Raw genomic sequence first — 26,982 nt, forward strand, 5'->3', positions numbered from 1 at the left:
CTTCAGTTTAAACGTTGAACCGCCGCGATGCAATGTCATTGTTTCACAGCATTATTTAATATCTATTAGCTCTTTAAGTTGTTCAAACGTCTTTGCTCCGATGCCAGAAACTTTTTTTAAATCCTCAATTGTTTGAAAAGTTCCAACTTCTGTACGATGGCTAATAATGGCCGTTGCTTTGGATGGTCCAATCCCTGGTAAAGTCGTTAGCTCGCTCTCAGATGCTTGATTAATATTTACCTTTCCCGAACTATTCGTAGAAGCCAATGCGCCCTTAGAACCCGCTTGGGGCATTTGTATGAGCTGTCCAATCGATTCATTCATCTCCTCTCCCACTTTTGGGATGTAAATAACCATTTCATCTTGCAACTTTTGCGCATGGTTAATGAGCGTTGGGTCTGCATGTTCTGTATAACCACCTGCCATTTCAATTGCATCCATTATGCGCTCATCTTCTGTTAAGGTGTAGACACCTGGATAAGCAACTGCCCCCTTCACATCAATGACGAAAGATTGCTTGATTGGTGGATTATTTTCAGTTTCATTTACTTCTGATTGGATTAAAGGGGGTTGCTGTAGTTCGTTAGGAGAAAGAGAAATTGGCTCGATTGAAGCAGATTTAGAAGGTTGAAGAAATAAAAAATATACAAGACATCCAGCGAGGAGCACGCCCGGAATGAGCCATTGTTTTGCATACTTTTCTAGAAATGGTTGCATCAAAAAACACCCTTTCTAAAAGGTTTTAATATGGAGCTTACTCTCACTATACAAAGACATGCTCTCATTGAAAAGAGAAATTTTCCAAAACCGCTCAAAGTTCTTTTTTGGCTATAAAAAATATCCCCTCGCAAATTTAATTTTGCGAAGGGATATTTTTATTTTACGGCGCGGAAGAAAATTCTTTCAGATTGTTCTGTCGGTGCTTCCGACTTCCAATCTGCAGTAATTTCAACTTGTGAAAAACCAATTTTCTCAAGCCAATTTTTATATGTTTGGATTGCAAAAGTACGCTGGAAATGTTCTTCATCAAAACGGTCGAAACTATCCCCTTCAAAGCGTACAAAAAACGTCATTTGATGATAAACAGAATGCGCAAATTCACCCGGTTCTGTGTGCCAAACATACGTAATTTCTCCATCATCATATGTGAATGGTCCATCTAAAAAGATTTCATCCATTTTAAACAAAGAGTGGACATCAAAAAATAATTGACCACCTTCTCGAAGGCTATCAAAAACTCGTTGAAGCGTTTCGGCAACTTTTTCTTCGTCTGTTACATAATTAATCGAATCAATCGGAATAATCGCAACGTCCAAATTTTCAAATCCTTCAAGCTCGTCCATCGACATCGCAAAAAGTGGGATGGATGCGCCGACTGCTCCAATACGGCTAGCTGCAATTGCTAACATTTCTTCTGACAAATCAATTCCTGAAACTTGATAGCCAGCATCTTTTAGCAATAATGCCATCGCACCTGTTCCGCAACCGATATCTAAAACTTGTGGGAATTTTTCCACAGGGGCATACTGTAAAATCCATTTCACATATTCACTATACTGAATATCCGTCATCAACTCATCGTACACTTGTGCAAAACGTCCGTAATGATTAGTCATTTTCTAAATTTGGTGCATCCAGTTGAGGTGCATCTCCCCATAAACGCTCTAAGTTGTAGTAAGCACGCTCATCCTTATGGAAAATATGTGCTACAACATCGCCCATATCTACTAAAACCCAACGGCCGCTGTCGAAGCCTTCCATTTTTTTCACGATGAAGCCTTGCTCTTCCGCTTGGTCTTTTACTTCACGAGCGATTGCTTGCACTTGGCGCTCTGAACTACCTTCTGCAATTACAAAGTAATCTGCTAATAAAGAGATTCCTTGCATATTTAAAGCGACGATATCTTCCCCGCGTTTATCATCGATTGCTTTGTACGTAATACTTAATAATGTTTCATTCATTGTTGTTGTTCCTCTCTCACTATGCTATTAAAGCATTCAATTGATAACGGATAGATTGCTTGCCTCGACTCCACTAAAAAGCTTAAAGTATGCGTTACACATGCAATAAATGCTGTTTGTAAATCCTCTTTCGCAAGTTCGCGTAAACGTTCTACGCCATCAAATTTGCGATTCGGCTCAATCATATCTGCTACGTAAATTATTTTTTCAAATGGGGTCATATGGACACGCCCCGTCGTGTGATAACGAATGGCATTTAATATTTCTTCATGTTCAATATTAAACTCTGTCTGTGCTATCCAAGCGCCAACTGGACCATGTAAAATTTCAGCATCCCAATCAAGCAAACGCTCATCCAGTTTTTGTTCCTTTACAACGTCCTTCATCCAAGCAACATCCGCAAATTTCGCAATATCATGTATAATGGCTGCTGTTTCCGCCATTTTCGGATCCTCGCCATATTGCTGTGCCAGTTGAATGGCCGTTTCCATTACACCAATCGTATGAATGTAACGCTTTTCCGTCATGCGTCCTTTAATGGCCGCTAACAATTGTTGTCGCTCCATAAAGACCTTCCTTTCGAATATAAGCTTCTACATCCGGTTGCAATAAATAATGCAATGGACCTTGTTGTTGTAATCGTTGTCGGATAAATGTTGAAGAAATATTAATTTCTGGCACTTCTACCATAATGATTTCATAGTCGGTTTTCGCTCTTGACCCCGGACGTTTTACACCAACAAAGTGTACAAGTTCCATTAAGTCATCAATATGGTACCAGCTGTGCAGCGAATCAATCATATCGCCGCCTATAATAAAGTAAAATTCGATATCTGGCTCACGTTCGCGCATCGCTTTCATCGTTTCATACGTATAGGAAACACCACCGCGCTCCATTTCAAAGCGTTCTACCGTAAAATGTGGAATTCCTTGAATCGCAAGTTCCACCATCTCTAATCGTTGCGCGTTAGACGCTGAGCTAGAAACTTCTTTATGTGGAGCTGTTGCATTCGGCATAAAACGAATTTCATCAAGCTCGAGTGCCGCATAAACTTCATTTGCCATAATTAAATGACCGATATGTGGCGGGTTAAATGTACCACCAAAAATACCGACTTTCTTCATCCGATTCACCTTACTTTGTTACAACTTTTGGTAATACGATTTTCTTGTTGTTACGAGATTCTTTATATAAAACAACCGTTAAGCCAATTAATTGTACTAATTCTGCACGAGTACCTGCTGCAAGTGCTTCTGCAACATCATGTTTGTCCTCTTCACAGTTGTCTAAAATGCGTACTTTAATTAATTCACGTGCTTCTAAAACTTCGCGTAATTGCTTAATCATCGCGTCATTTACGCCGCCTTTCCCTACTTGGAAAATCGGTGATAAATGATGTGCCTCCGCACGTAAAAAACGTTTTTGTTTACCTGTTAACATAAAATTTAATTTCCTCCTAATTGCTTCGTTAAACGAGCAATCATAACATTTGTATTTGGGTAAGATTGCAACCAATGTTGATATGCAATCGCACCTTGATGAACGAACATGCCTAAGCCGTTCACAATCGTCGCATCTTTTGCTTGTGCCGCGTGCAAAAATGGCGTCATTAATGGATTATACACAATATCTGCTGCAATTGCGCCTTTTGGGAATTTTTCTAGTGAAAAAGGCAAATCGAAATTTCCCGTTGACATACCAGCTGGTGTCGTTTGAATAAATATTTTAAACGACTCGAGCTGTTGTTCCGCTTCTTTCATTGACAAAGCTTGACCCATTCCAAGTTCGTCAATGATGTTCCGCGCTTTCTCAACTGTGCGATTGGCAATCGAAATATGACAGTAACCAGCCATTTGTAATGCAAAGGCGATGCCGCGTGCTGCACCTCCTGCACCAATTAACAAAATGGGCTCGTCCCGCTGTGTTTCTCCAATAACGTCTTCCAATGAACGAACAAAACCAGGACCATCTGTATTATAACCTTTAAGCTTTCCTTCTGATGTACGGACAACAGTATTGACTGCCCCCATTTTATCGGCAAGCTCATCTAATTCATCTAAAAACGGAATAATTGTTTGCTTATGTGGAATTGTCACATTCCAGCCACTCGCACCTAATAATTTAAGTGATGCGACTGCTTCTTCTAAATTTTCAGGCTTGACGTGCACGGGAATATACGTGGCATCTACATTTGCTTCTTCATACCATGCCATGTGCATTTCTGGAGATTTGGATTGAGCAATCGGATCCCCTATAACTGCAAACCATTTTTTCATATCGATGCATCCTTTTCACATACCATAATATAATAGAATTTAGATTAATGACGGACGAATAAATACTTCTACCCCTCTAGGTGCATATGCTGCCACAACAACATTCGCATTTTGCACGGTAATCCAGCCTAAACCAGAGAACACGACATCCGTTTTCGCTTCTTTAATCGAAAACTCATGGCGTACAAGTTCAGGTAACTTGTCAATATGGGCAGCAGTTGGTGGTGCTAAAAGCTCACCTTTATGTTCAGCATAAAGTGTATCTGCACGGTCTAGCTTTGTTCGGTGAATTGGTAAATCATTTGCTACATGCACGGTAAATGCCGCGCGCTCGCCTTGAATAAAATCAAAACGCGCTAATGCACCGATGAATAATGTTTGACCAGCGTTTTGCTGATACACTTTTGGCTTTAATTCTTTTTTCGGCATAATGTATTTTAATTCACTAGCGTCAATGTGATGGGCCATTTGGTGATGATTAATAATTCCTGGTGTATCGTAAAGTGATGCACCATCGTCTAATGGAATTCCAATCATATCAAGCGTTGTACCTGGGAAGTGAGACGTTGTAATAATTTCTCCCTCACCCGTTACTTGCTTAATAATGCGGTTAATAAACGTCGATTTCCCAACATTTGTACAACCTACGACATACACATCTTTACCGCGGCGATATTCTTCAATCGCTTCAATGACATCTGCCATTCCTTGCCCTTTATGAGCAGATACAAGCTTCACATCAATCGGTTGTAGGCCTAATGCTTTCGCTTCACGCTTTAACCAATTAATCACTTTCTTTTCCTTGACGGATTTCGGCAATAAATCTGCCTTATTCGCTACTAATAAAACTGGATTGTTGCCGACAAAACGGTGTAATCCAGGTAACCAGCTACCGTTAAAATCAAAAATATCAACAATTTTTACGATAAGACCTTGCTGTGTTCCAAGACCATTTAAAATACGTAAAAAATCATCATCTGTTAAACTTACTGGTTGGATTTCATTGTAATTTTTTAAACGAAAACAGCGCTGACAAATGACCATTTCCTTTTCTAATGAAGAGGGTGGCGCATAACCTAGCGCATTTGTATCCTCTGTTTGAATACCTGCTCCACAGCCAATACATTGTGGCATTTCATTCATTAACTTGTTCCTCCTTAAAATTATGCATCGCCCCAACTTTTAGGGCTTATGCACACCTTGGTTTTCCCGAAGAAATTACCAAGTTTTCATTCCTTTTCGCTTTAAATCATTGAAGACACGTCGTTCTACAAAACGATTAAATTTTGTCACAAGACCGTCTGATTGTGCTACTGGACGCACTAAAATCGTATATAATTTTTGGCGTTTTGCACCCATTACATCCGTTAAAAGCTGATCTCCAAGCATGACCACTTCATGTCGACGTAGACGTAACTGGACAAGCGCCGCATAATATGCCCCGCCTAATGGTTTTTTGGCACGGTGGATAAATGGAATCCCGTGTGGCTCGGCAAAGTTTTTTACTCGCTCTTCATTATTATTCGATGCAATAATAATGCGAATCCCTGCCTCACGCATTGATTCAAACCACTGGACTAATTCATCGGTTGCATCAGCACGATCCCATTCCACTAACGTATTATCTAAATCCGTAATAATCCCACGAATACCTTGTTGCTGTAATTTTTCTGGTGTAATATCTAATACACTGTTCACATATTCATCTGGTAGTAAAAAATTATACAAAGTCGTGACCCCTTACTAAAATTTATTCCTTTTCGTTCGTTCAGCGAGTGTTCCAATATACACTGAACAAAAGAAAAGCTAGCCCCGGCAGATGCCACAGATTTAGAAAAAAGTTCTCTTTAGTGCTTAGTTAGCCCAAATGAAAATCCTTCTAAGTCTGGACACAGTTACTTTTATGCGTAATTGATTATAGCATAGTTGCGAAGGCTTCTCCCATTTTAATCATTGTTCCTTGTACAACTTGTTCATTGAATTGCACAGCATTTTCTTCAAATAGCATGACAACTGTTGAACCAAATGTAAAATAACCTACTTCTTCGCCTTTTTGCCAAGTCGTTGTCACATTCGTTAATTCAATTGAATTGACAAATGTTGCCCCTACTTTTATAAATGCAGTCGTCTGCTCGCTATTATATTCAATTTCGCTAATCATACGATAATTATGACTCAATGGTTTTTTACCAAATGTTAAACCCATTTGATTGACTGGATATGATTTTCGTCCGAGTACGTATTGTCGCTTTACTTGCCCATCAATCGGGCTATGTATCCGATGATAATCAGCTGGACTCAAATAAAATACAATATATTGACCGTTTTCATATCGCTTTGCCTGTGTTTCATTTCCTAACAAATCCATTAGTGAATACGGTTTATTTTTCACCGTAAACGTCATCCCGTCAACAATTTCACCGAATGCTTCAATTTTTGCATCAACCGGACTTGAAAAACAATCTACCTGCTGATCAATCGGTCGTGCATCTTCTTTTAGGTGACGCGTAAAAAAATCATGCAAGCTTGAAAATTGTTCGGTAGATTTTGAAACTTCTTCTAAGTTAATTTCGTATAAGTTACTATAGTTTCGAATAAGCTTTTTACTTATGACAGATTGAACTGCTAATTGTAAAATTTTAGAAGATGTTTTACCATTAGAAAGTTCTATTAAGCTTTGATATAATTTTTCTTTCATCCATAGACCTCCAATGTTGTCTTATCAATTATGCAGTATAAAGATAAATTATATAATGTATAGGCGTTAATGGAAAGTGTCTAATATGAATAAGCTCTTACCTTTTTCGAAATTTCCAAGTATAATAGAAAAATAGTTACCCCGCAAAGGAGTGTTCCGATGTTTCTACTTCAAAAAGTCGATTCAACCGTAAAAAAAATGAAGGCAAATGCTGCCAATATTATTACAATTACAAATATGTCATTTGGTGGCGCTGCGATAATGGCTACACTAAATGAATCTTATAGTTATAGTGTATTATTAATATTTATCGCTGCATTTTTAGATCGTTATGATGGCAAGGTCGCACGCAAATTCAATCAAGAATCCGAGCTTGGGAAACAGCTCGATTCTATGGCCGATATTATTTCATTTGGCGTAGCACCTGCATTATTAATGTATGAGATGGCTTTAACTGATTACGGTGTTACGGGTATGATGATGGCTGTTATGTATATCGCAGCAGGAGCATTGCGCCTAGCACGTTTTAATGTCATGGATTCAACAGGCTACTTTGTTGGACTACCAATTACAGCAGCAGGTACATTGTTGACATTTTCATTCTTTTTTACAGAAGTGATCTCACCGATGTTTTACATGATTTTATTCCCAGTTTTAGCAATCTTAATGGTTAGTACATTCACATTAAAAAAAGTGTAAGAGCAAATTGCTTCTTACACTTTTTTTCATTTCTCCGCGAATTACGTCATATACTGTCGAAAAGACGAAAGGATGTATCGCTTGAGCGCTATAGTTACTTCTTTCCTTCAGCTTTGGCTTGAAATCCCCGCACTGCTTGGTTATTTAAAAGGGCAGGCATTTTATAAGCCACTTTCCCGTGAAGAAGAGGCCATCACAATTGCCCGCTTTATGGAGGGCGATGACCAAGCACGAATTGAATTAATTGAACGGAACATGCGGTTAGTTGCCCATGTCGTAAAAAAATTCCATCCATCCCACGAGCTCCTTGATGATTATATTTCCATTGGTACAATCGGATTAATGAAAGCCGTAAGCAGTTACACACCAGATAAGAAAACACGCCTCGCTACGTATGCAGCACGTTGTATTGAAAATGAAATATTAATGCATTTACGTTCGCAAAAAAAGGTACAAAAAGACGTGTCACTCTTTGAACCAATCGGCACCGATAAAGACGGGCAATCCCTCCAAATTCGTGATTTACTGCAGCTTGAAGAACCTTCCGCCATTGATCATATCGAGCAAAAAGAACATTTTGCACAGCTTTACCAATATTTAAATACACTGGAACCACGTGAATTGGAAATTATCTCTTACCGCTACGGACTACAAAATTTTGAACCGCTTACGCAAAAAGAAATTGCCAAACATTTAAATATTTCGAGAAGTTATGTTTCACGCATTGAAAAAAGGGCACTCATCAAGCTGTATCAACAGTTTAAGCATAATGAACGGATGGAGCCTTAGACAATTACTGCATGCAAAAAAGGTTGCCCATTAGGAGGCAACCTTTTTTTGCTCATGCTACTAAGATTATCCAGTACATCAAAACAACAGGGCGGACTATTTTGTATCTTCACTTGTTTCAGCGAACATAATTAAACCTGCAATTGTTGTAATGCCCACCGCGATTGTCATTAAAAAAACCATCTGATTTGCCTCCTTAAAAAACGATAGTATATACTCTCCTTGTACCCTAACATTTAATAAAAAAACTGACTGTGATTTTTTTAACAGTAACCCCTCTATAATTTATGAAAGGATATTGAATTATAGAATTGTAATCGCTTTTAGAACAATTTCAGTCGAATGTTTTGCCGCTACAGGTAAAAATTCTTCAAAACTAATGTTTGATTCTTTACCAGCGATATCCGATAAAGCACGAATGACAACAAATGGCGTATCAAACTGATGACATACTTGTGCAACGGCAGCCGCTTCCATTTCGACCGCCTTCATTGTTGGGAAATCTTCACGTACAGCTTCTACACGCTGTGGATTGCTCATAAATACGTCTCCAGAGCAAATTAAGCCAACTCCGTATTGATGCTCTCCTACCGCCGTAACAGCTTGCTTAGCAACTTCCATTAACTTAGCATCTGATTTATAAGCAGCTGGCATACCCGCCATTTGACCAATTTCATAGCCAAATATCGTAACGTCTACATCATGATGACGAACTTCATCAGAAATAACAATCGCACCCACTTCTAAAGCTGTATCAAAACCACCAGCAGACCCTGTATTGATCACCACATCTGGTTTGAACTGTTGTAATAAAATCGTTGTAGACATCGCGGCATTTACTTTACCAATCCCACTTTTTAATAACACAACGTCCTTGCCATCGTATGTACCCGTCGTATATTCACTATTAGCAATCGTGATTGTTTCGATATTTTGCAATGCCCCACGTAATAATTCTACTTCTTGTTCCATAGCACCGATTACAGCAATTTTCATAAATTTCATTCCTCCAGTTATATCAATTACACCTCGGCTAATTTATGACATTCGCCGAGGGTTTATCTAAATTCAGTAGGAGTTTTCCGCTGAATGAAGATAAATCACTCTTTTAAAAATAAGCAATCCTCTATCGTTCGTCAAGGTAAAGCTAAGATACTAGCTTATATTGAACATTATTGCTGTAAGTATTTTTGTAAAACAATTTTCGCCGGGTGATCATTGTAATGAATTTAACACTTCATACTGAATTGGTTTCCAGCCTTCATTGTCAACCCATTCGATGCTGACACGGTATATTTTTTCTTTATCTTTTGAATGGACGGTTGCAATTGCTGATTGCGCATTACCGTTATTTCCCACTCTCCATACAATACTATTTTGTTGTTCAATATCAAGGACACTAAAAATGGCCTTCAGTTTTTCTTCGTAATCAATATGTCCTTTTTCAAAAGTAGAAACATGCTCACCTGTTTGCTCTGTCGGATACGCTAGCCAACTTGCATTCGTGTGCACTTCTTTGACGTTAGGATCGGTAGAAGGTGTCACTACTGTATCTGTCGGTTCATCACCTTGCTCGGAATCCACTGCTTGTTCTTCATCATCTTTATCTTGCTCGTCGATTGGTTTCGTTGATTGCTCTTTACCATCGTCACCTTGAGCTACTTCCTCATCTGAGGGCTTGTCTACCTGTTGTTGCTGTTCCGCTTGGTCAGAAGGCTCTCCATCTCGAGAAATGAGCCAACCGAGCGTCACAACAATTAAAATTGCTACTACGGCAATTAAGTAATTTAACATTTTATCCATTTTGTAAAACTTGGATGATTTCGCCTTTTCTTCTGTATATTGCGCTCGTGTTTGAAAACGTCTTTTTCGTTCCACCCAATCCCCTCCAATATTTGTTCCATTTTAACAAAATTAAAGGCAGTTAGCCAAGTTCTCTAACTGCCTAAAAATTATTTAATTTCTAAAATAACAACTTCCATCTCTCCACCTGGTGTTACTAGTTTTACAACATCGTCAACTTGACGACCCATTAATGCTTTTGCAATTGGTGAATCATTTGAAATTTTACCTTCTACTGGATCTGCTTCCGCTGAACCAACGATGATATAACTTTCCTCAAAGTTTGCGCGCTTCCCTTTAATTAATTCGTCAAAAGTAACCGTTTTTCCTAATGCAACCGCATTGCTTGTACCATCTTCTGTAATGATTACAGCATTGCGTAACATATGTTCAATTGCAGAAATACGACCTTCAACAAATCCTTGCTCTTCTTTCGCCGAATCATACTCAGAGTTTTCCGATAAATCCCCAAAGCTACGAGCTACTTTAATACGCTCTACTACTTCCGGACGTTTTACTGTTTTTAAGCTTTCTAATTCTGCTTCTAGTTTTAGTTTCCCCTCGTTCGTCATAGGGTACTGTTTTTCGTTTGACATAATTCCCACTCCTTAGTAAATGCTCGAAAACTTCCGTTGCATTCTATCTTTTTTGCAATCGTTTTCTTTTTTAGTAATAATATAATAAAATGGCGCATGTGCTTTAATGGATGCACAAACGCTCTACCAACAAACGTTGATTGATTTTAATTCATAAATAATAGAAAACCCGACTACTAGTTCATACTATGTGCAAATGGCCAAGTATAGAAGGCGTTTTACACAGTAATTACTAGCAACCGAATTTCACTAATACTTAATATAATTGACATTTGAATTTGTCAAATGAAATGAAAATATTGTAAATACTAACTCATCATATTACACAATTGAATTAGATTCAAGAATTGTTTTTATTTTTGTGACCATTAAATCAATTGCCACGTTGTTTCCGCCACCTTCTGGAATGATGACATCTGCATAACGTTTTGTTGGTTCAATGAACATATTATGCATTGGGCGAACCGCTGTTAAATATTGTTCGATAACCGAATCAGCCGTACGTCCACGCTCTTTAATATCACGTTGAATACGACGAATAATACGTAAATCTGAATCCGTGTCAACAAAAAGCTTAATGTCCATTAAATTACGTAGGCGTTCATCTTCTAATACGAGAATACCTTCAATAATGATAACATCCTGTGGTTCAACGGTAATCACTTCTTCTGAACGCGTATGGTTGACGTAATCGTAGACCGGTTTTTCAATCGCTTCGTAATCAAGTAATGTATGAATATGCTCAATTAATAAATCATTATCAAAAGCTAAAGGATGGTCATAATTTGTTTCAAGACGTTGCTCAAATGTCATATGACTTTGATCCTTATAATAATAATCTTGTTCAATGACAACAACTGAATGCTCACGGTAGACATCGTAAATGGCTTTCGTTACACTCGTTTTCCCCGAGCATGAACCACCTGCAATCCCGATAACAACTGGGCGCTTTTTCATTTACTTATTCTCCTTTCGCATCATGTCGAGTTCTGTCACTGGTTGTTCGACTTTAAATTTCACAATTTGTAACGGGTGGCGCGCAACATCTAACTCTTCGCCTTTTTCATCCCAAAGTTGTCCAACAGTTTGTTCGAATGTTTCCATGTTTGGACCGAAAAATTCAATTGTATCTCCCGGTTTGAAGTAGTTACGTTGCTCTAATGTGACCATTTGTGTGTCCGCATCGTAATCCAACACAAGACCAGCGAAGTCCCACTTCATTTTATGTGAATGGAAGCCGAACATTTGTTGTTTGTAGCTCGGTTCGCCTTCAAAGAATGATGACGCAGCAGCACGGTTTGCACAGCGCGCTAGTTCTTCCAACCATTCTTTTTTAATTTTAAAGTTGATAGGGTCCGCGCAGTAAGCATCAATGACTTTACGGTATACAGAAATAACCGTTGCTACGTAGTGAATTGATTTCATACGTCCTTCTACTTTTAATGAATCAATGCCAAGCTCAATCATATGTGGAATTGATTCGATTAATTTTAAATCTTTCGGACTCATGGCGAATGGTGCTTCACCTTCATTAAACAATGCTACTTCTTCCCCGTCATTGTTTTCATATAAATCATAGTCCCAACGGCAAGATTGGCAACAACCGCCTCGATTCGAGTCACGCGCTGTCATATGGTTCGACAATGTACAGCGACCTGAGTACGCAATACACATTGCACCGTGTACGAATGCCTCGATTTCAACATCTACTTTTTCTTTCATTTTCAGCATTTCTTCCCCACCCACTTCACGGGCAAGTACAACACGCTCTAAACCTTCATCCTTCCAGTACTTCACAGCTTTCCAGTTCGATAATGATTGCTGTGTCGAAAGGTGGATTTCTAGTTTTGGTGCAACTTTTTTACATGTTTCGATAATTAAAGGGTCCGCTACGATAATTCCCTTTACACCAGCACCTTCAATATCTTGTAAATATTCTTCAAGGCCGTCCATATTTTCATTGTGCGCAAAAATATTCGTCGTTACATAAATGACTGCACCATATTTTTCGGCGAATTCAACGCCTTCTTTCATTTCGTCAATCGTGAAGTTGCCTGCATTAGAACGTAAACCGAATTCTTGTCCACCAATAAATACAGCATCTGCTCCGTAATGCACAGCTACTTTTAATTTTTCTAAACTACCCGCAGGTGCTAATAGCTCTGGTTTTTTCGTAATAACTGTTTGACCGTCTACTGTTGAACGGATTTTTTCGTTTTGAATTAATTGAAGCATCTGTTACGCTCCCCTTCCTAGTATACTGTTTCTTTATAGATGAATCCTGTGTCCAGTGGGCGTAAAGCTGGCTGAATGGCCTCAATTTGCTCAAATAACTCAGTTTTAATGTCCTCGTATGCATCTTCACCTTGGTCAAAGTAAGCATCGATTGCTTGACGATATAAATTCGTTACCGTTACGACATAGTCAAATGTGTGAAGAACACTATCAATTTTCAACGAATCAATACCTGCTTCGAATAATTCATTTAATTCTTCGATAATGCACATATCATTTGGTGAGAAGATGTGTGTACCATTTAAATCTTCATAAATTGGGTATTTATTTTTACGCTCTTTGTCATGTAAGAACATATTTTTTTGGTCTTTACGGTTTTCAATTTCCATTGCTTCATCGCGATATAAGAAATAGTTCCCTAGCAATGAACGCTTCGATTGGAACATGCATGTCATGCCGTGCACTTGCACTTCGATTTCATGCGTTGTATTTTCTTTAATTTCAATCACTTCATCCACTGAAAGCTCACGCGCTAATACGGCACGCTTACTACCACGCTCACCCCAATAGTTTACTTGGAACCAGTTTGTAGCAATCGTTTCAGGACTCCAATGTAGAGGAATCGTAATACCTTGTTCACGAGCCGACATGACAACCGCTGGATCACCGAATAATAATGCGTCCACGCCAATTCGTTGCATTTCTAACACATACGCGTCTAATGCATCAATGCGGTCATTATGGAAAATCGCGTTTACTGCGACATACACTTTTTTACCTGCAGCATGAATGATTGCCGTTGCTTCTTCTACTTGTGCTACTGTAAAATCTCCAGCTAAACGTAGGCCAAATTTTTGTTCACCTATGACAAATGCATCCGCACCTGCTTGTAGTAATGCTTTTATATGTTCCACCGATTGTGGCGTTACTAATAATTCTGGTTTCTTCACCTTTCGTCACCTCTTCAAACAAATTAACAATCCATCGCCAACTGGGAAAAATGCGCTCGTATAATCCGGATGCGCCATAATCCAGTCAGAAAACGTTTTTAAGTTGCGGATCATCGTTCTTTTTCTTCTCGGTACTTCTTTAATATCTAAGTCTGAAAGTCCGTGCATATACATATTATCGATATATAATACGCCACCCGATGGTACGAGCGGTGAATATTTTTCGAAAAACTTTAAGTATTGGCCTTTCGCCGCATCAATAAAAACGGCATCAAAAGTAGATGGAATCTCTTCAAGTTCTACTTCTAACGCATCACCTTCAATTACCTGTATGCGATTTGCTTCTGCTGACCTGGCGATAAACGCTTTTGCATGTTGAACACGGGCCTCATCTCGCTCAATCGTCACGATCTGACATTGTGGCAATGCTTGTGCCATACGTATTGCCGAATAACCGATTGCTGTTCCGATTTCTAATATGCTTTGCGGTTTTTGAATGCGCAGTAATTGATTCAATGATTCAATACCAGCTAATTGCATAATAGGCACATGATTTTCCTGTGCAAATCGTTCCATTTCAAGCAGTAATTCATCACGATCCGATATGAAAGAAGCGATATACGCATCTGATAATTCCATTCGTTAAACCCCTTTTAGCTGTTTATAGGCGCATTCTTTTTCCATGCATGAAATTCCATGAAAAAAGACGAAACTTAGTTGTTTGCGCCTACAATAAATTATATATTAGGACAAAAAATCACAACTTATAATAGCATGAAAAGAAAAGGAATGCGAATTATCTTTACTAATTCCGCCTTTAGAGAGGAAAGTAAAGCATTCGATTCCTTTCACAACATCGTGTTGGCTCAAGCCCCTATAGATGTCAATTTAGCGTAAATACTTCTCAATATTTACTAAGTGTTCTTCATAGGTTTTGGCAAAATGATTCGTGCCTTCCTTATCCGCTAAGAAGAATAAATAGTCCGTTTGTGATGGATTTAATGTTGCCTCGATTGAAGACTTCCCGGCACCTGCAATTGGTCCTGGTGGCAAGCCTACGTTTTTATACGTATTATAGGCATTCTCTACTTCTAAATCTTCATACAATACACGATCCTTGTGCGAGCCGAGTGCGTAAAGTACAGTCGGGTCCGTCTGCAGCATCATATCAATGGCCATTCGGTTAAAGAAAACACTCGCGATTGTTTCACGGTCGGTTTTCGCTGTCGCTTCTTCTTCTAATAAGGAAGCAAATGTTAGTAGCTCATGTACAGACATCTCTTTTTCAATTAGTACCGATTCGAATTCAGAAATAATTGAATCCGTCGCACTTAACATCTTTTTAATAATTTCGTCCAAGCTTGGGTTTTCTTCAAAGAAAGAATAGGTCGCTGGATATAAATACCCTTCCAGTGCAAAGCGGACGTTTTCGCCAAAAATCGCTTCTGTTAATAAATCAGGATAATCGACCATTAGTTGCTTAATATACGCTTCATCTGTCACTTTTTTCATAAAATCAGCTGCTTTATGTTGCGTATTTTTTTCGATGATTTTCGAAACTTGCTCTAATGTTAAGCCTTCCGGGATAGTTACTGTAAATACAGGCTCACGATAAACTCGTCCAGTTTTTAAACTTTCAATAATTTCGTCAAGTGTCATTGACTGTGTTAATGAATAATTACCAGCCTGGAATTCGGATTCATTTTTAAATTTCGTATAATATTTAAAAACGCGCGCATCTTGAACGATTTTATGCTCTTCTAAAATTTTCGAAATTAAAGTAATACCAGACCCCATCGGAATTTCAATTTCAATTTTTATATCTGATTCTGGATTTACTGGTTTCAATGCAGAAGATATATAGCTATAGGCAAAGTAGCCGCCAATTGCAAGTAGAATGAGAGCAATAAGCGCGACAACTAATACAATTTTTCGCACGATTTTAATTTCTCCCTTTCTATCTTTCATTTTTTTAAACATTTCTTGTTTTTGTTCATCTTTTATCACGGGTGTCCCCCCTTATTCTCTACATATGATACAAAATATTTCTACTTGATACAATCAAACAAGCGAAACTAATACAAGTTTCTAGTTTTCGCGACATAATTTCAGACGTAATCTGACTTATTTAGTTCAAAATATATTGTTAACACATCGAAAAGGTCCTAAACAATTGTTTAGGACCTGCTCATTACTAAATTTTCACATTCACAAGATTATTGTTGCGCTAATGATGCTAATACTTCTTCTACCATTGCCCACTCTTCATCTGTTTCAATTGGTAGTAAATCTGCTACTTCACCATTTTCACCAGCAATAAATGCAGAAGCAAAAACTTCATCTAAATTTGGTACTTCATCTTCTACGATTGCATAAAACAAGTAATCTTTATTGTTGCGTTCAAAACGGTGTAAAATTTGGCACATAATTTCTTCATCTTCATCATTTGTAATCGTGAAGTAGTTCGTTTGATCTGCACCAAACTCGCTAATTAATGTGTTCATTACTTCTTCTACCATTGCCCATTCTTCATCCGTTTCAAGGTCTGCAAAATCAGCCATTTCGCCATTTTCATCTAATTCAAAACGCAATGCCGATACACCCGCATCCTCGTCGCCTACTAATGAAAATAAAACGTAAGAATGATCATCTGAATCAAATGTAAAAACAACGCGACATTGCTGCTCCCCGCCATCTTCCGTTTGTAATACAAAAATTTGTTCTTCCATCGTTGATTTCCTCCTAAATAGCAAAACAGAGTCAGCAACTGCCTCCTCTGTTTTAGCAAGACTTCCCTTATACAATGTATGAGGTCTTGTCCGTCGTTATGTGGATTTCCCTACAAACTGTTAAACGTTAAATTATTCTTCGCCTAGCTCGTCTTCAATCGCATTTAAAACGCTCTCGATTAAATCCCATTCAGCTTCTGTTTCGATTGGCTCTAATTCGCCATCTTCACCGTTTTCAGCTGGCACAAATGATGATGCGAAAATTTCTACAGCACCTTCTGCGTCTTCTTCAGCACCTACTAATGAATATAATACGTACGATTTACCGAATTCTTCTGAATCGAATGTGTGTAAAATTTCGCAAAGTTGTTCGTTACCGTTTTCGTCTACTACTGTAATTTGATGTTGTTGTTCTGACATTAATTGTCACCTCTTCATAATATTAAGGCCAAGCCTCGATCCATCTGCTGTTTTACCTGCAAATTTAGTTTTTGCTGTCTAAATATCCTTGTAAAATCATGACAGCTGCCATTTTATCAATGACTTGTTTGCGTTTTTTTCGGCTTACGTCTGCTTCGATTAGCATACGTTCTGCCGCCATCGTTGTTAAGCGTTCATCCCAAAGCTTTACAGGGAACCCGAAAGTCTCTTCTAAAAGCTGTTTATAGGCTTCAGATGCTTCCCCACGAGGTCCCACTGTATTATTCATGTTCTTTGGATACCCAACAACAAATTCTGTTACACTATGCTCATTGACAAGCTCTTTAATACGAGGTATGCCAAATTCGCCGACTGCTTCATTAATTTTAATTGTTTCAATGCCTTGAGCAGTCCAGCCAAACGCATCGCTAATTGCAACGCCGACTGTTTTAGAGCCGACGTCTAAACCCATAATTCTCATTTGTCCGCCTCGGTATTCTTTCTAATGTAAAATTTTACGAGCTCTTCTAAAATTTCATCTCGCTCTAGCTTGCGGATTACATTGCGTGCGTCTTGGTGGCGAGGGATGTATGCCGGGTCACCAGATAATAAATAACCTACAATTTGGTTAGTTGGATTGTAGCCTTTTTCCTCTAATGACGAATACACCTTCAACATCACTTGCTTTACTTCTTGTTCCATTGACTCTTCAGGAAAACTAAATTTCATCGTTTGATCGAAAGAACTCAAGACCAGCACCTCGCTTTCAGCAATAGAGAGATGGAATATAGAACCATCTCCATTTTCTCTATTATATCCTATTCATCCATGCACTTCAAATATGCTTATTTACTTTTACCGATAAACTATATTTTATTCAAGTACTCGTAAACAATTAGAATGTTTTTACAAGCTCATAAACAGCTGTTAATGCGTCGTCTAATTTCGTTGCATCTTTCGCACCAGCCATCGCCATATCTGGGCGTCCGCCACCTTTACCGTCACATGCTTCCGCAACCATTTTCACGATATTTCCTGCATGGTGCTGACCACCTACGATATCTTTCGTTACACCCGCACATAGCATTACTTTATCATCTGCTACTGCACCAAGGACAATAATCGCTGCATCCATTTTTTCTTTCAAGTCATCCATCATTTGACGCAATTGATTATTATCTTTTGCTTCAACGCGTGTTGCTAATACAGTGACATCACCAATTTTTTGAGCTGCATCAATGATTGCACCCGCTTGCGCATTGGCCATTTTTTGAGATAATGACTCGTTCTCACGTTGTAATTCTTTGTAATCTGCTTGTAATGATGCGACGCGTGTTGCAACATCTTTTGGATTTGCTTTTAATAAAGCCGCTGCTTCATTTAAAATCGCTTCTTCTTCTTTCACAGCTAAGTAAGCTGCTTTTCCTGTTACTGCTTCGATACGACGTGTCCCCGCTCCGATACCGCCTTCTGAAACAATTTTGAAGAAACCAATTTCAGACGAACGTTGCACGTGTAAACCACCGCAAAGTTCGATTGAATAATCTGATACCGCTACTACGCGTACAACATCACCGTATTTCTCACCGAATAATGCCATTGCACCCATCGCTTTTGCTTCGTCAATCGCCATTTCTTGTACGACTACTTCGATATCTTCCCAAATTTTTTCGTTCACTGCACGTTCCACTTGAGCTAACTCTTCCTTCGTAGCTTGGCCGAAATGTGAGAAGTCAAAACGTAGTCGATCTGGACCAACATAAGAACCTGCTTGTGCAACGTGGTCTCCTAAAACATCTTTAAGTGCACGGTGCATTAAGTGTGTTGCTGTATGGTTTTTCAAAATAAGTGTACGTTTTTCACGGTCAACATGCGCTGTCATCGTTTCTCCAACATGCATTTCACCTGATTCGATGAACACTGTATGCAACGGTTGACCATTTGGCGCTTTTTGAACATCTTTTACAAGTGCTTTAAAGCCATCTGATTCAATGACACCTGTATCGGCAATTTGTCCACCCATTTCCGTGTAGAATGGTGTTTCAGAAAGGATTACTAACGCTTCTTGTCCTTCTGTAGCCGCTTGTGCTTCTTGACCATCTACAACGATTGCTGCAACAGTACCCGTTGTTTCAAGCACATTGTATACATATGTTGATTCTTGCTTTAAGTTCGCTAATACTTCATTTTGCACTTGCATTGAATCAACATCTGCACGCGCATTACGAGCACGGTTACGTTGTTCTTCCATCGCTGATTCAAAGCCTTCATGATCAACTGTCATGCCTACTTCTTCAGCATACTCTTCTGTTAATTCGATTGGGAAACCGAATGTATCATATAAACGGAACGCATCTGCACCCGGAATAATTGTTTCGCCTTTTGCTTTTTGGCTTTGCGCAACTTCATTGAAAATAGCTAAACCGCCATCTAATGTTTCATGGAAACGAACTTCTTCATTTTTAATAACACGTTGAATGAACGCTTCTTTTTCTTTTACTTGTGGATAGAAATCTTCCATAATCGCGCCAACAGTTGGAACTAATTCAAACATAAACGGTTTTTCTATACCGATTTGTTTTGCATAGCGCACTGCACGACGTAATAAACGACGTAATACATATCCGCGTCCTTCATTTGATGGTAATGCACCATCACCAATTGCGAAAGCAACTGTACGAATATGGTCCGCAATAACTTTGAATGGTGTATTAATATCTTCAGCCGAACCAAAAATTTCTTTTAAATCTACTTCATTTGGACGCATATAGTTGCGGTTCGCAAATTTTTCTACGTTTTCAATGATTGGCATGAAAAGGTCTGTATCGAAGTTCGTTGGTACATTTTGAATAACCGAAACGATTCGCTCAAGTCCCATACCTGTATCAATATTTTGCTTCGGTAGTGGCGTATATGTGTTGTCTGGATTGTGGTTAAATTGTGAGAACACAAGGTTCCAAATTTCTAAATAACGCTCATTTTCGCCACCAGCGTACATTTCCTCTTCAGGTGCACCAAAGCCGTATACTTCTCCACGATCGTAGAAGATTTCAGAGTTTGGACCAGATGGACCTTCTCCGATATCCCAGAAGTTTCCTTCCAAACGGATTAAGCGCTCCTTTGGAATGCCAATTTCATCATGCCAAACATCGTATGCTTCTTGGTCTTCTGGATGAATTGTGATCGATAATTTATCCGCTTCAAAGCCCATCCACTTTTCATCTGTAAGGAATTCCCATGCATAGTGAATTGCTTCTTTTTTGAAGTAATCACCGATTGAAAAGTTTCCTAACATTTCAAAGAACGTATGGTGACGCGCTGTTTTACCTACGTTTTCAATGTCGTTTGTACGAATTGATTTTTGCGCATTTGTAATACGTGGATTATCCGGAATGATACGACCATCAAAGTAAGGCTTTAAAGTCGCAACACCTGAGTTAATCCATAATAGTGACGGATCGTTAATTGGCACAAGTGGTGCAGATGGTTCATGGTGATGTCCTTTTTCTTTAAAAAATTCTAAAAAGAGACGACGAATTTCTGTTGCTGTCATTGATTTTGTTGGCATGCTGTATTTCCTCCTAATTAGTAATGAACGATTATTGATGATGTAAACACAAAAAAGCCTCCATCCCTAGTAAAGGGACGAAGACTGTTATCTCGTGGTACCACCCTAATTTATAATGCAATCAAATACGCCGGGGCGTTAACTTGATTCAGCTTGTGTTTGCCTACCCATTAACGGATAGGAAATTTGGATTTAACCCTAAATCTTAAGGCAAGGGACTTCCGCTGAATAAAGTTAGACACTATATCTCAGTTGCTCGTAACGTGAGCAAACGGCAGGGATTAACTGCACTCTGGAGTAGCTTTCTGAATTACGCTTGTGGAGATTTTCTCAGCCTTGAAATCTCTTTCTATACACGTTTGTAAAACATACTTTTTCCATCATCGTGTTCAATGTATTCTGCTTCTCATTATAAAAAATTGCAGGCAAACTGTCAATTGGAATGTTATTCATTTCAAAATAAGGTACCAAAAAAATGATGTTAATAATTAAATCGATTACGCGTTAATAAAAGTAGGAAAATGGCTGGTACAGTGAAAATCGCCATCCCTAAAAATGCAAGTCCTGGTTCGATTTCATAAAGTGCACCACCGAGTAATGTTAGTACAGCAGCACTTAAACTCATCGCAAATGCCGAATAAATTCCTTGTGCGTTCGGAATTTGCTCTTTCGGTAAGTTTTGCGTAATGTAGCGGATAAATGCATAGTGCGCCACCCCAAATGATAGAGCATGGAGCGCTTGCGTCATAACAAATACCGGGATGCTCGGGAATAAATAAATCGCAATCCAACGTACACTTGCACCAACTGCGGCTAAAATTAATAAGGATGAAGGTCGCCAATTGGATAAAAACGAATCTGCCTTTAAAAAATAAAGTATTTCAAACACGACCGCGACATTTAAAATAACCCCAATATAAAATGGATTGACATTCAAATTTTGTATGTAAATATAGCCATAGCTGTAATAAGAAGCATGCGCCCCTTGTAGTAAAATGACGACGAGTAACACGACTGCAAAGCTTTTCACTTCGAGTAAGCCTGTCATCGATAAAGACTTCGCATTTTTCTCACGCTCAGGTCGCATTAATAAAACTTTTGGTGCCGGTAGTAATTGAATCGCCAATAGCGCAACTAAACCTAAAATCATAAACCATAATATGATTTGTTCCCCGTAAGTACCGGTAAACATACTAATAACTAATACCGACAAAATATAGCCAAACGAGCCGAGTGAACGTGCTTTTCCGTAATGAACATTTCCTTGTTGCATTAACGTCGAGGCTCCACTTTCAACTGCTGGCAATAACGCAGGAAACATTGCACTAAATAGCATTGTCACAATAAACAAACCTTCGAATGAATCCATTGGTATGTACAAAACAGTCACAATTAATGACATCGTCGTGAAAAATAATAATACTTGTTTATTGCTTAAAATTTTTGATACATACGGAAAGATAAACATTGTTGATAATGCGCGCGCAACTAAGCCGAAACTCATAATAATGCCTGCTTCTGATACGGATAATCCTTTATCATTGACTAGCCAACCTGTCCAATACGGTAAAAAGATGCCCCATGTAATAAAAAATGTAAAGAAATTTTGCGATAACCAACGCTGATTGTTCATGAAAATTTATTCCCCTCCAATACATTACGTTGAATGATAACACGTTCTTTAATACAATAATGTGAGATATCTCATATTTTATAAAGGTCGTGAGCGATTTGAAAGTTTTAACGAATACATTACGGAATCTTTACATTGACCAGTACCCGATTAATCACTTATTTTCATTTGATATAACACCTTATTTAGCTGTTCATCAGTTTGAAAAAGGGGAATTCATTTTTAAAGAACGATCTCACCCAGAATATTTATATTATATGGTCGAGGGAAAGGCTAAACTATATGTGACACATAAAAACGGCAAAGTGTCCTTAATCGATTTCATTACCGCACCTATTTTTATGGGAGAGATGGAGCTATTAGATAGTGAAAGGGTATCAAAAGGAATCCAAGCTGTCACAAAAACAATATGCCTCGCGATTCCTATTCAACAATTTAGAAAACAATTATTAACCGATGTCATTTTTTTGCGCGAACTTTGTATGCTTTTAAGTGACAAAGAAATGAAAGTAACAGCGAAATATACACAAAACCAAGCATACCCATTAGATAATCGGCTAGCTGCCTTTATATTACTCAGCTCCGATCAAGATTTTTATAAAGAAAAACACACGGAAATTTGCGAGTTTTTAGGCGTTTCTTACCGGCATTTATTATATACATTGGCAGCGTTTTGTGAAGCCGGCATTCTTGTGAAACAAAATCGGGGTTATTTAATTCAAAACAAAGACAAGTTACTCGCATTAAGTGAAGAGGTATACTAGCGCATCCATTTTTAGAACAAAAACACTATCGCTACTTGAGCTTTGGCTCCGAGTATGAATGACTAACTATTCCTGTAAGTAACTAAAAGTATATAGAAATAAATTTACTTTGAATAAAGAAATTTCTCATTTGAGACTTGAAAGGAAAGATTAAAAATATGATAGATCGAGCTAATCATTTATGGAAACGTATTATTGAAAGTGGTTCAAATAATAATAGTAACTTTAAAGAATCATTAAATCTTCAATCTGGTGCAAATGACGAAGAGTTTCAACTTCTCGAACATACACTGGGTGTTACACTTCCTGAAGAAATGAAGAGCTTTTACAAGGTATATAACGGACAAGTTTGGGAAAATGAAGTGAATCCTTTTGTGAGAAATTTAACCCTATCGCCTATTTCTGAGATTATAGATACTTGGAATTTCTTACAGGAAGAATTCGATCCAGATGATGATTTAGAACCCAATATTGAAAAAGAGCTCAAGCCATTACTTTGGAATTCAAAATGGATTCCCATTGCAGCAAATGGCGGTGGTGATCATCTTTGCATTGATACAGATCCATCTGAAGTTGGAGTGGCGGGGCAGATTTTGTACTTTTGGCATGATTGGGGAAATCGTACTATCGAAGCGAAAAATCTTTTAGAATTCATAGAAATTTGCTTGAACGAAAAAATTTAAAATAGATTAAAAGTTTGTGGAAGATTACATTTAAACGAACAGTACCCTCAGTGCAACAAGGGTTTATAACATATAGATAAAAGACCTAGTATTGTTCTCAAATACAAATTTTAAAGCAAGCTTAAAAGCCATGAAATGTCATTCGTGATATGCTCATGGCTTTTCTTTTTAAAATTATTTATATTTGTTTCCTTTGCTCTTCACTTTACATAGAAATTCAACTTATTCACTTATTCAAAATAAAAAAACCATATATGTTGCACTTATGAAACAATCATCCAATTAGAATAAAAATCTAATTAAGAAAACGTCGCCTCCCACGGTAGCGACGCACCCTGTATAGAAAGTTTCAGATTGCCAACTTTTAAATGGAGGCTGACCTTGCACGAAGCACAAAGTTGAGTCGTACAGATTTATGCTAACATTGTCTGTGCGCCTCATGTGCTTAGCCAGCCTAAACTAGTTAATACCTCATTAGAAGTTTTATGAGAACACTTACATGATAAGGATAGAATCTTTTGTTCAACCTATACAAAACATCATTCACAATAATGTTTCGCCATTTATAACTCCTTACTATTCCTCCATAAAATCATACGGCGAGACATTGTCCATTCCAATAAGTGGATGCACATATGGAGCCGTTTCAGTCGTTAAATGATTCAATAAGGTTTCACCAATTTTATGCGACTGTGAAACATTTAATAAACCTAACTGTTCGTGTGTTGATTCCTGTTGTTTTTTTTCGGCAGTTGGTTGAGCTTCTACTTTCTCCTGCACTTCGACTTGTGGCACATCATCATCCATTGCCACCGGATTTAAACGCATTTTTAAACTTGTAAAACGTGTTAAATCATCTGTTTTCGCTAAACCGTTCGCTAAAACATCGGGCTCCCCACATAAAATTAAAAAGTTTTTCGCACGTGTAATGCCTGTATACAGTAAGTTTCGTCGCAACATTTTTGAATAGCCGCGCACTACTGGCATAATAACCGTTTGAAACTCGGAGCCTTGTGATTTATGAATAGAGCAACAATATGCGAGCGTCAGTTGATTCAAATCGGCACGCTGGTACGTCACTTCAATGCCATCATACGAAACAATTAATAAATCCTGCTTTTCAATCGTTTCCTTTGCACGAATGATCGAAATGACTTCCCCCATATCGCCATTAAATACATTGCTTTCTGGTTGATTGACAAGCTGAAGCACTTTGTCGCCAATTCGGTAAATGGTATCGCCAAAAACAAGTTCCTTCCTCGTCCCATCATTTGGATTGACGAGCTGTTGAATTTCTTTATTGAGCGCATCAATGCCAGCCGGACCTTTATACATCGGCGCTAACACTTGAATATCGCGAATTGCCTGCCCTTTCGCAAGCGCGCCTTTTACAACTTGGGTAACGACATCGGTAACTTGGGAAGCTGCCGCTTGAATAAATGAACGATCCGATGTTTTCGTCGTCAATGTATCCGGTACAATCCCTTTTTTAATTTGGTGCGCGATTTCGATAATCGTCGAACCTTCTGCTTGGCGGTAAACATCCGTTAATTCCACAACAGGCACTTGCTTAGAAGCGAGTAAATCCTTTAGCACTTGTCCGGGACCAACAGGTGGTAATTGATCCTGATCCCCTACAAATACAACTTGAACATCTTCATGTAATGCCTTTAATAATTGATGCGCTAGCCATGTATCGACCATCGACATTTCATCAATAATAATTAAACGTCCTGTTACTTCACGCTCTGTTTCCTCGTCTTTTTCTTGTCCGTTAAATCCGAGTAAGCGGTGAATGGTCATTGCTGGTAAACTCGTCGATTCTGCTAAGCGTTTTGCAGCTCGTCCAGTTGGGGCCGCTAACACAATCGGAAACGGCTCTTCCTTCTCTGCATACGTTTTCGGGTTCAATGAAAGACCATGAAGCTCTGCGTACGCTTCGACAAGCCCACGTACGACCGTCGTTTTCCCTGTACCTGGTCCACCGGTTAAAATCATAACAGCAGAATTCATCGCTGTTTCAATCGCTTGCGCTTGTGTCGGTGCATACGTCACACCATAATTTTCTTCTACTCCACCAATCGCTTTTCGAATTTCATCGCGCGAAAAACGTTCACTCGTTTCATTCTTACTTTTTAATTCAATTATTTTACTCGCAATTCCTACTTCACTAAAATACAGCGACGGTAAATAAAGACGCGTTTCTTCTCCGCAAATTTTCGATTCCTCTCGCATTTCAATGCATGCCTTTGAAATTGCCTCATACGGAATTTCAACGCGCTGGCTTTGCTCAAGCATATTTTTAACAGCAGGCAAGACAACTTCGGCATCTAGGTATACATGCCCTTCTGACAATGCCGCATGCGTTAACACATGAAAAACGGCCGCCTTAACTCTGTCGGGATGATTGCCTGTCATACCGAGTTTTGACCCTAACTCATCAGCACGAATAAATCCGACACCTTCTATATCCTCAATTAAACGATACGGGTTTTCCGTCAATAAATGAATCGTTTCTTCACGGTATTTTTGGTATATTTTCATGCCTAATTGCGGACCAAATCCCCACTCATTTAGACGTACCATAACACGCTCTAGCCCTAAATTTTCTTCAATTGTTTGGCGAATCATCATCTTTTTCTCTGCAGGTAAACGCGGAACGACATCAAGCGCATTCGGATCTTCTAAAATTTTCGTCAGCGCATCGAGTCCAAGTTTATCAACGATCGTTTCTGCTGTTTTTCGACCGATTCCTACAAATAAATCACTTGATAAATAATGAACGATTCCTTGCTCAGTTGAAGGTACCTCTTTTTCAAATGTTTCAATTTGGAATTGCATGCCGTATTTTGGATGACTTTTCATGATACCCGTAAATCGGTATAGTTCATCTTCTGCTAATTGCGGAACATATCCAACAACGATAATTTCTTTTTCTTCATATTGTAAATTCGTTTCTTGTATTTTCACACGAACAATGGAATACATATTTGTTGGATTATGAAAAATTGTGACGATGGGACGTCCAAGAATAAACAGCTTATTCAGTTCAAATAAATCGAGATTTTCCGCCACTTTAACGCCCACTTTCTTGCTCATTTGTACGCTTATTTTACCATATGTAAAATGCCCTGTCT

The 26,982-nt window shown here is 38.5% G+C and carries 29 protein-coding genes; 4 read left to right on the forward strand and 25 right to left on the reverse strand.

All coding sequences use genetic code 11. The features are described from left to right. Positions 1-51 precede the first annotated feature (51 nt). The 10 genes from MHI10_RS14435 to MHI10_RS14480 form a co-directional block, all read right to left on the reverse strand. Positions 52-717: a helix-hairpin-helix domain-containing protein gene (locus MHI10_RS14435; protein ID WP_340786570.1), complete on the reverse strand. Its 666-nt coding sequence runs from the start codon at positions 715-717 to the stop codon at positions 52-54. A 158-nt stretch (positions 718-875) separates the two neighbouring features. Next, a complete protein-coding gene (locus tag MHI10_RS14440; protein ID WP_340786572.1) occupies positions 876-1,616 on the reverse strand; it encodes a class I SAM-dependent DNA methyltransferase in 741 nt (246 codons plus the stop codon). Next, complete coding sequence (rsfS, locus tag MHI10_RS14445) at positions 1,609-1,962, reverse strand: ribosome silencing factor (protein ID WP_340786575.1); 354 nt, start codon at positions 1,960-1,962, stop codon at positions 1,609-1,611. Before rsfS ends, MHI10_RS14440 begins: the two co-directional genes overlap by 8 nt. Continuing rightward, positions 1,959-2,528, reverse strand: coding sequence for a bis(5'-nucleosyl)-tetraphosphatase (symmetrical) YqeK (yqeK, locus tag MHI10_RS14450; RefSeq protein WP_340786576.1), 570 nt, complete (start codon positions 2,526-2,528; stop codon positions 1,959-1,961). Before yqeK ends, rsfS begins: the two co-directional genes overlap by 4 nt. Continuing rightward, positions 2,497-3,087 (reverse strand): nicotinate-nucleotide adenylyltransferase, encoded by a 591-nt coding sequence (locus MHI10_RS14455; RefSeq protein WP_340786577.1) that lies wholly within the window; start codon positions 3,085-3,087, stop codon positions 2,497-2,499. The genes yqeK and MHI10_RS14455 overlap by 32 nt, the downstream gene beginning before the upstream one ends. 10 nt (positions 3,088-3,097) lie before the next feature. Continuing rightward, the gene (gene yhbY, locus MHI10_RS14460) at positions 3,098-3,403 is read right to left on the reverse strand and encodes a ribosome assembly RNA-binding protein YhbY (protein ID WP_340786579.1); all 306 of its coding nucleotides are present in this window, start codon (positions 3,401-3,403) and stop codon (positions 3,098-3,100) included. Between the two features lie 5 nt (positions 3,404-3,408). Continuing rightward, positions 3,409-4,239, reverse strand: a complete 831-nt coding sequence (aroE, locus tag MHI10_RS14465) for a shikimate dehydrogenase (RefSeq protein ID WP_340786581.1) — start codon at positions 4,237-4,239, stop codon at positions 3,409-3,411. Between the two features lie 39 nt (positions 4,240-4,278). Then, positions 4,279-5,382, reverse strand: a complete 1,104-nt coding sequence (yqeH, locus tag MHI10_RS14470) for a ribosome biogenesis GTPase YqeH (protein WP_340786582.1) — start codon at positions 5,380-5,382, stop codon at positions 4,279-4,281. Positions 5,383-5,457: 75 nt separating this feature from the next. Then, positions 5,458-5,967 (reverse strand): YqeG family HAD IIIA-type phosphatase, encoded by a 510-nt coding sequence (locus MHI10_RS14475; RefSeq protein WP_340786584.1) that lies wholly within the window; start codon positions 5,965-5,967, stop codon positions 5,458-5,460. A 187-nt stretch (positions 5,968-6,154) separates the two neighbouring features. Further along, positions 6,155-6,937 carry a phosphatidylserine decarboxylase gene (locus MHI10_RS14480; protein WP_340786585.1) on the reverse strand — a complete coding sequence of 261 codons (783 nt, stop codon included), beginning with the start codon at positions 6,935-6,937 and terminating at the stop codon, positions 6,155-6,157. 159 nt (positions 6,938-7,096) lie between these two features. On the opposite strand from MHI10_RS14480, the gene pssA reads away from it, so the two are divergent. Both pssA and sigK read left to right on the forward strand, forming a co-directional pair. After that, positions 7,097-7,636, forward strand: a complete 540-nt coding sequence (gene pssA / locus MHI10_RS14485; RefSeq protein WP_340786586.1) for a CDP-diacylglycerol--serine O-phosphatidyltransferase — start codon at positions 7,097-7,099, stop codon at positions 7,634-7,636. A gap of 81 nt (positions 7,637-7,717) precedes the next feature. Continuing rightward, entirely contained in the window at positions 7,718-8,425 is a 708-nt protein-coding gene (gene sigK / locus MHI10_RS14490) for an RNA polymerase sporulation sigma factor SigK (protein ID WP_340786588.1), read from the forward strand. A 303-nt stretch (positions 8,426-8,728) separates the two neighbouring features. Here the strand turns inward: sigK and mtnN are convergent, their stop codons facing one another. The 14 genes from mtnN to MHI10_RS14560 form a co-directional block, all read right to left on the reverse strand. Beyond that, positions 8,729-9,421, reverse strand: a complete 693-nt coding sequence (gene mtnN, locus MHI10_RS14495; RefSeq protein WP_340786591.1) for a 5'-methylthioadenosine/S-adenosylhomocysteine nucleosidase — start codon at positions 9,419-9,421, stop codon at positions 8,729-8,731. A 219-nt stretch (positions 9,422-9,640) separates the two neighbouring features. Continuing rightward, entirely contained in the window at positions 9,641-10,303 is a 663-nt protein-coding gene (locus tag MHI10_RS14500; RefSeq protein WP_340786593.1) for a YrrS family protein, read from the reverse strand. Positions 10,304-10,377: 74 nt separating this feature from the next. Next, entirely contained in the window at positions 10,378-10,863 is a 486-nt protein-coding gene (gene greA / locus MHI10_RS14505; protein WP_340786596.1) for a transcription elongation factor GreA, read from the reverse strand. Between the two features lie 321 nt (positions 10,864-11,184). Further along, the gene (udk, locus tag MHI10_RS14510) at positions 11,185-11,820 is read right to left on the reverse strand and encodes a uridine kinase (RefSeq protein WP_340786598.1); all 636 of its coding nucleotides are present in this window, start codon (positions 11,818-11,820) and stop codon (positions 11,185-11,187) included. Continuing rightward, on the reverse strand, positions 11,821-13,098 hold the full coding sequence (locus MHI10_RS14515) for a peptidase U32 family protein (protein WP_340786600.1): 1,278 nt from the start codon (positions 13,096-13,098) through the stop codon (positions 11,821-11,823). 17 nt (positions 13,099-13,115) lie between these two features. Beyond that, entirely contained in the window at positions 13,116-14,048 is a 933-nt protein-coding gene (locus MHI10_RS14520; protein ID WP_340786603.1) for a peptidase U32 family protein, read from the reverse strand. Between the two features lie 6 nt (positions 14,049-14,054). Further along, positions 14,055-14,687 carry an O-methyltransferase gene (locus MHI10_RS14525; protein WP_340786605.1) on the reverse strand — a complete coding sequence of 211 codons (633 nt, stop codon included), beginning with the start codon at positions 14,685-14,687 and terminating at the stop codon, positions 14,055-14,057. Between the two features lie 249 nt (positions 14,688-14,936). Then, positions 14,937-16,028: an endolytic transglycosylase MltG gene (gene mltG / locus MHI10_RS14530; RefSeq protein ID WP_445683228.1), complete on the reverse strand. Its 1,092-nt coding sequence runs from the start codon at positions 16,026-16,028 to the stop codon at positions 14,937-14,939. Between the two features lie 236 nt (positions 16,029-16,264). Beyond that, positions 16,265-16,777 carry a DUF1292 domain-containing protein gene (locus tag MHI10_RS14535; RefSeq protein WP_340786611.1) on the reverse strand — a complete coding sequence of 171 codons (513 nt, stop codon included), beginning with the start codon at positions 16,775-16,777 and terminating at the stop codon, positions 16,265-16,267. Between the two features lie 132 nt (positions 16,778-16,909). Beyond that, the gene (locus tag MHI10_RS14540; protein ID WP_099424640.1) at positions 16,910-17,197 is read right to left on the reverse strand and encodes a DUF1292 domain-containing protein; all 288 of its coding nucleotides are present in this window, start codon (positions 17,195-17,197) and stop codon (positions 16,910-16,912) included. 64 nt (positions 17,198-17,261) lie between these two features. Beyond that, a complete protein-coding gene (gene ruvX, locus MHI10_RS14545) occupies positions 17,262-17,678 on the reverse strand; it encodes a Holliday junction resolvase RuvX (protein ID WP_340786614.1) in 417 nt (138 codons plus the stop codon). Beyond that, positions 17,675-17,947 carry an IreB family regulatory phosphoprotein gene (locus tag MHI10_RS14550; protein ID WP_057988217.1) on the reverse strand — a complete coding sequence of 91 codons (273 nt, stop codon included), beginning with the start codon at positions 17,945-17,947 and terminating at the stop codon, positions 17,675-17,677. The genes ruvX and MHI10_RS14550 overlap by 4 nt, the downstream gene beginning before the upstream one ends. Positions 17,948-18,092: 145 nt before the next feature. After that, positions 18,093-20,765, reverse strand: coding sequence for an alanine--tRNA ligase (gene alaS / locus MHI10_RS14555; RefSeq protein WP_340786617.1), 2,673 nt, complete (start codon positions 20,763-20,765; stop codon positions 18,093-18,095). A gap of 481 nt (positions 20,766-21,246) precedes the next feature. Next, a complete protein-coding gene (locus MHI10_RS14560; protein WP_340786619.1) occupies positions 21,247-22,398 on the reverse strand; it encodes a 3-phenylpropionate MFS transporter in 1,152 nt (383 codons plus the stop codon). 98 nt (positions 22,399-22,496) lie between these two features. Between MHI10_RS14560 and yeiL the strand changes: the two genes are divergently transcribed. Beyond that, the gene (yeiL, locus tag MHI10_RS14565) at positions 22,497-23,162 is read left to right on the forward strand and encodes a transcriptional regulator YeiL (RefSeq protein WP_340786621.1); all 666 of its coding nucleotides are present in this window, start codon (positions 22,497-22,499) and stop codon (positions 23,160-23,162) included. Between the two features lie 158 nt (positions 23,163-23,320). Beyond that, entirely contained in the window at positions 23,321-23,845 is a 525-nt protein-coding gene (locus MHI10_RS14570) for an SMI1/KNR4 family protein (RefSeq protein ID WP_340786622.1), read from the forward strand. Between the two features lie 576 nt (positions 23,846-24,421). On the opposite strand, the gene recD2 is transcribed toward MHI10_RS14570, so the two are convergent. Further along, positions 24,422-26,920: an SF1B family DNA helicase RecD2 gene (gene recD2 / locus MHI10_RS14575; RefSeq protein ID WP_340786624.1), complete on the reverse strand. Its 2,499-nt coding sequence runs from the start codon at positions 26,918-26,920 to the stop codon at positions 24,422-24,424. Positions 26,921-26,982 lie beyond the last annotated feature (62 nt).

Source organism: Solibacillus sp. FSL K6-1523 (assembly GCF_038005225.1).
Classification (GTDB): domain Bacteria; phylum Bacillota; class Bacilli; order Bacillales_A; family Planococcaceae; genus Solibacillus.

Coding starts and splice junctions, on each gene's coding strand:
- MHI10_RS14535 (WP_340786611.1), bottom strand. CDS start 16,777: ATGGAAGAACAAATTTTTGTATTACAAACGGAAGATGGCGGGGAGCAG.
- MHI10_RS14560 (WP_340786619.1), bottom strand. CDS start 22,398: ATGAACAATCAGCGTTGGTTATCGCAAAATTTCTTTACATTTTTTATT.
- mltG (WP_445683228.1), bottom strand. CDS start 16,028: ATGTTTAAAAAAATGAAAGATAGAAAGGGAGAAATTAAAATCGTGCGA.
- MHI10_RS14540 (WP_099424640.1), bottom strand. CDS start 17,197: ATGTCAGAACAACAACATCAAATTACAGTAGTAGACGAAAACGGTAAC.
- udk (WP_340786598.1), bottom strand. CDS start 11,820: ATGAAAAAGCGCCCAGTTGTTATCGGGATTGCAGGTGGTTCATGCTCG.
- MHI10_RS14440 (WP_340786572.1), bottom strand. CDS start 1,616: ATGACTAATCATTACGGACGTTTTGCACAAGTGTACGATGAGTTGATG.
- yqeK (WP_340786576.1), bottom strand. CDS start 2,528: ATGGAGCGACAACAATTGTTAGCGGCCATTAAAGGACGCATGACGGAA.
- MHI10_RS14480 (WP_340786585.1), bottom strand. CDS start 6,937: ATGAAAGAAAAATTATATCAAAGCTTAATAGAACTTTCTAATGGTAAA.
- alaS (WP_340786617.1), bottom strand. CDS start 20,765: ATGCCAACAAAATCAATGACAGCAACAGAAATTCGTCGTCTCTTTTTA.
- ruvX (WP_340786614.1), bottom strand. CDS start 17,678: ATGAGAATTATGGGTTTAGACGTCGGCTCTAAAACAGTCGGCGTTGCA.
- MHI10_RS14515 (WP_340786600.1), bottom strand. CDS start 13,098: ATGCTTCAATTAATTCAAAACGAAAAAATCCGTTCAACAGTAGACGGT.
- mtnN (WP_340786591.1), bottom strand. CDS start 9,421: ATGAAAATTGCTGTAATCGGTGCTATGGAACAAGAAGTAGAATTATTA.
- yqeH (WP_340786582.1), bottom strand. CDS start 5,382: ATGAATGAAATGCCACAATGTATTGGCTGTGGAGCAGGTATTCAAACA.
- MHI10_RS14570 (WP_340786622.1), top strand. CDS start 23,321: ATGATAGATCGAGCTAATCATTTATGGAAACGTATTATTGAAAGTGGT.
- MHI10_RS14455 (WP_340786577.1), bottom strand. CDS start 3,087: ATGAAGAAAGTCGGTATTTTTGGTGGTACATTTAACCCGCCACATATC.
- yhbY (WP_340786579.1), bottom strand. CDS start 3,403: ATGTTAACAGGTAAACAAAAACGTTTTTTACGTGCGGAGGCACATCAT.
- MHI10_RS14525 (WP_340786605.1), bottom strand. CDS start 14,687: ATGGAATTATCAGATGCGTATATCGCTTCTTTCATATCGGATCGTGAT.
- greA (WP_340786596.1), bottom strand. CDS start 10,863: ATGTCAAACGAAAAACAGTACCCTATGACGAACGAGGGGAAACTAAAA.
- pssA (WP_340786586.1), top strand. CDS start 7,097: ATGTTTCTACTTCAAAAAGTCGATTCAACCGTAAAAAAAATGAAGGCA.
- aroE (WP_340786581.1), bottom strand. CDS start 4,239: ATGAAAAAATGGTTTGCAGTTATAGGGGATCCGATTGCTCAATCCAAA.
- MHI10_RS14435 (WP_340786570.1), bottom strand. CDS start 717: ATGCAACCATTTCTAGAAAAGTATGCAAAACAATGGCTCATTCCGGGC.
- rsfS (WP_340786575.1), bottom strand. CDS start 1,962: ATGAATGAAACATTATTAAGTATTACGTACAAAGCAATCGATGATAAA.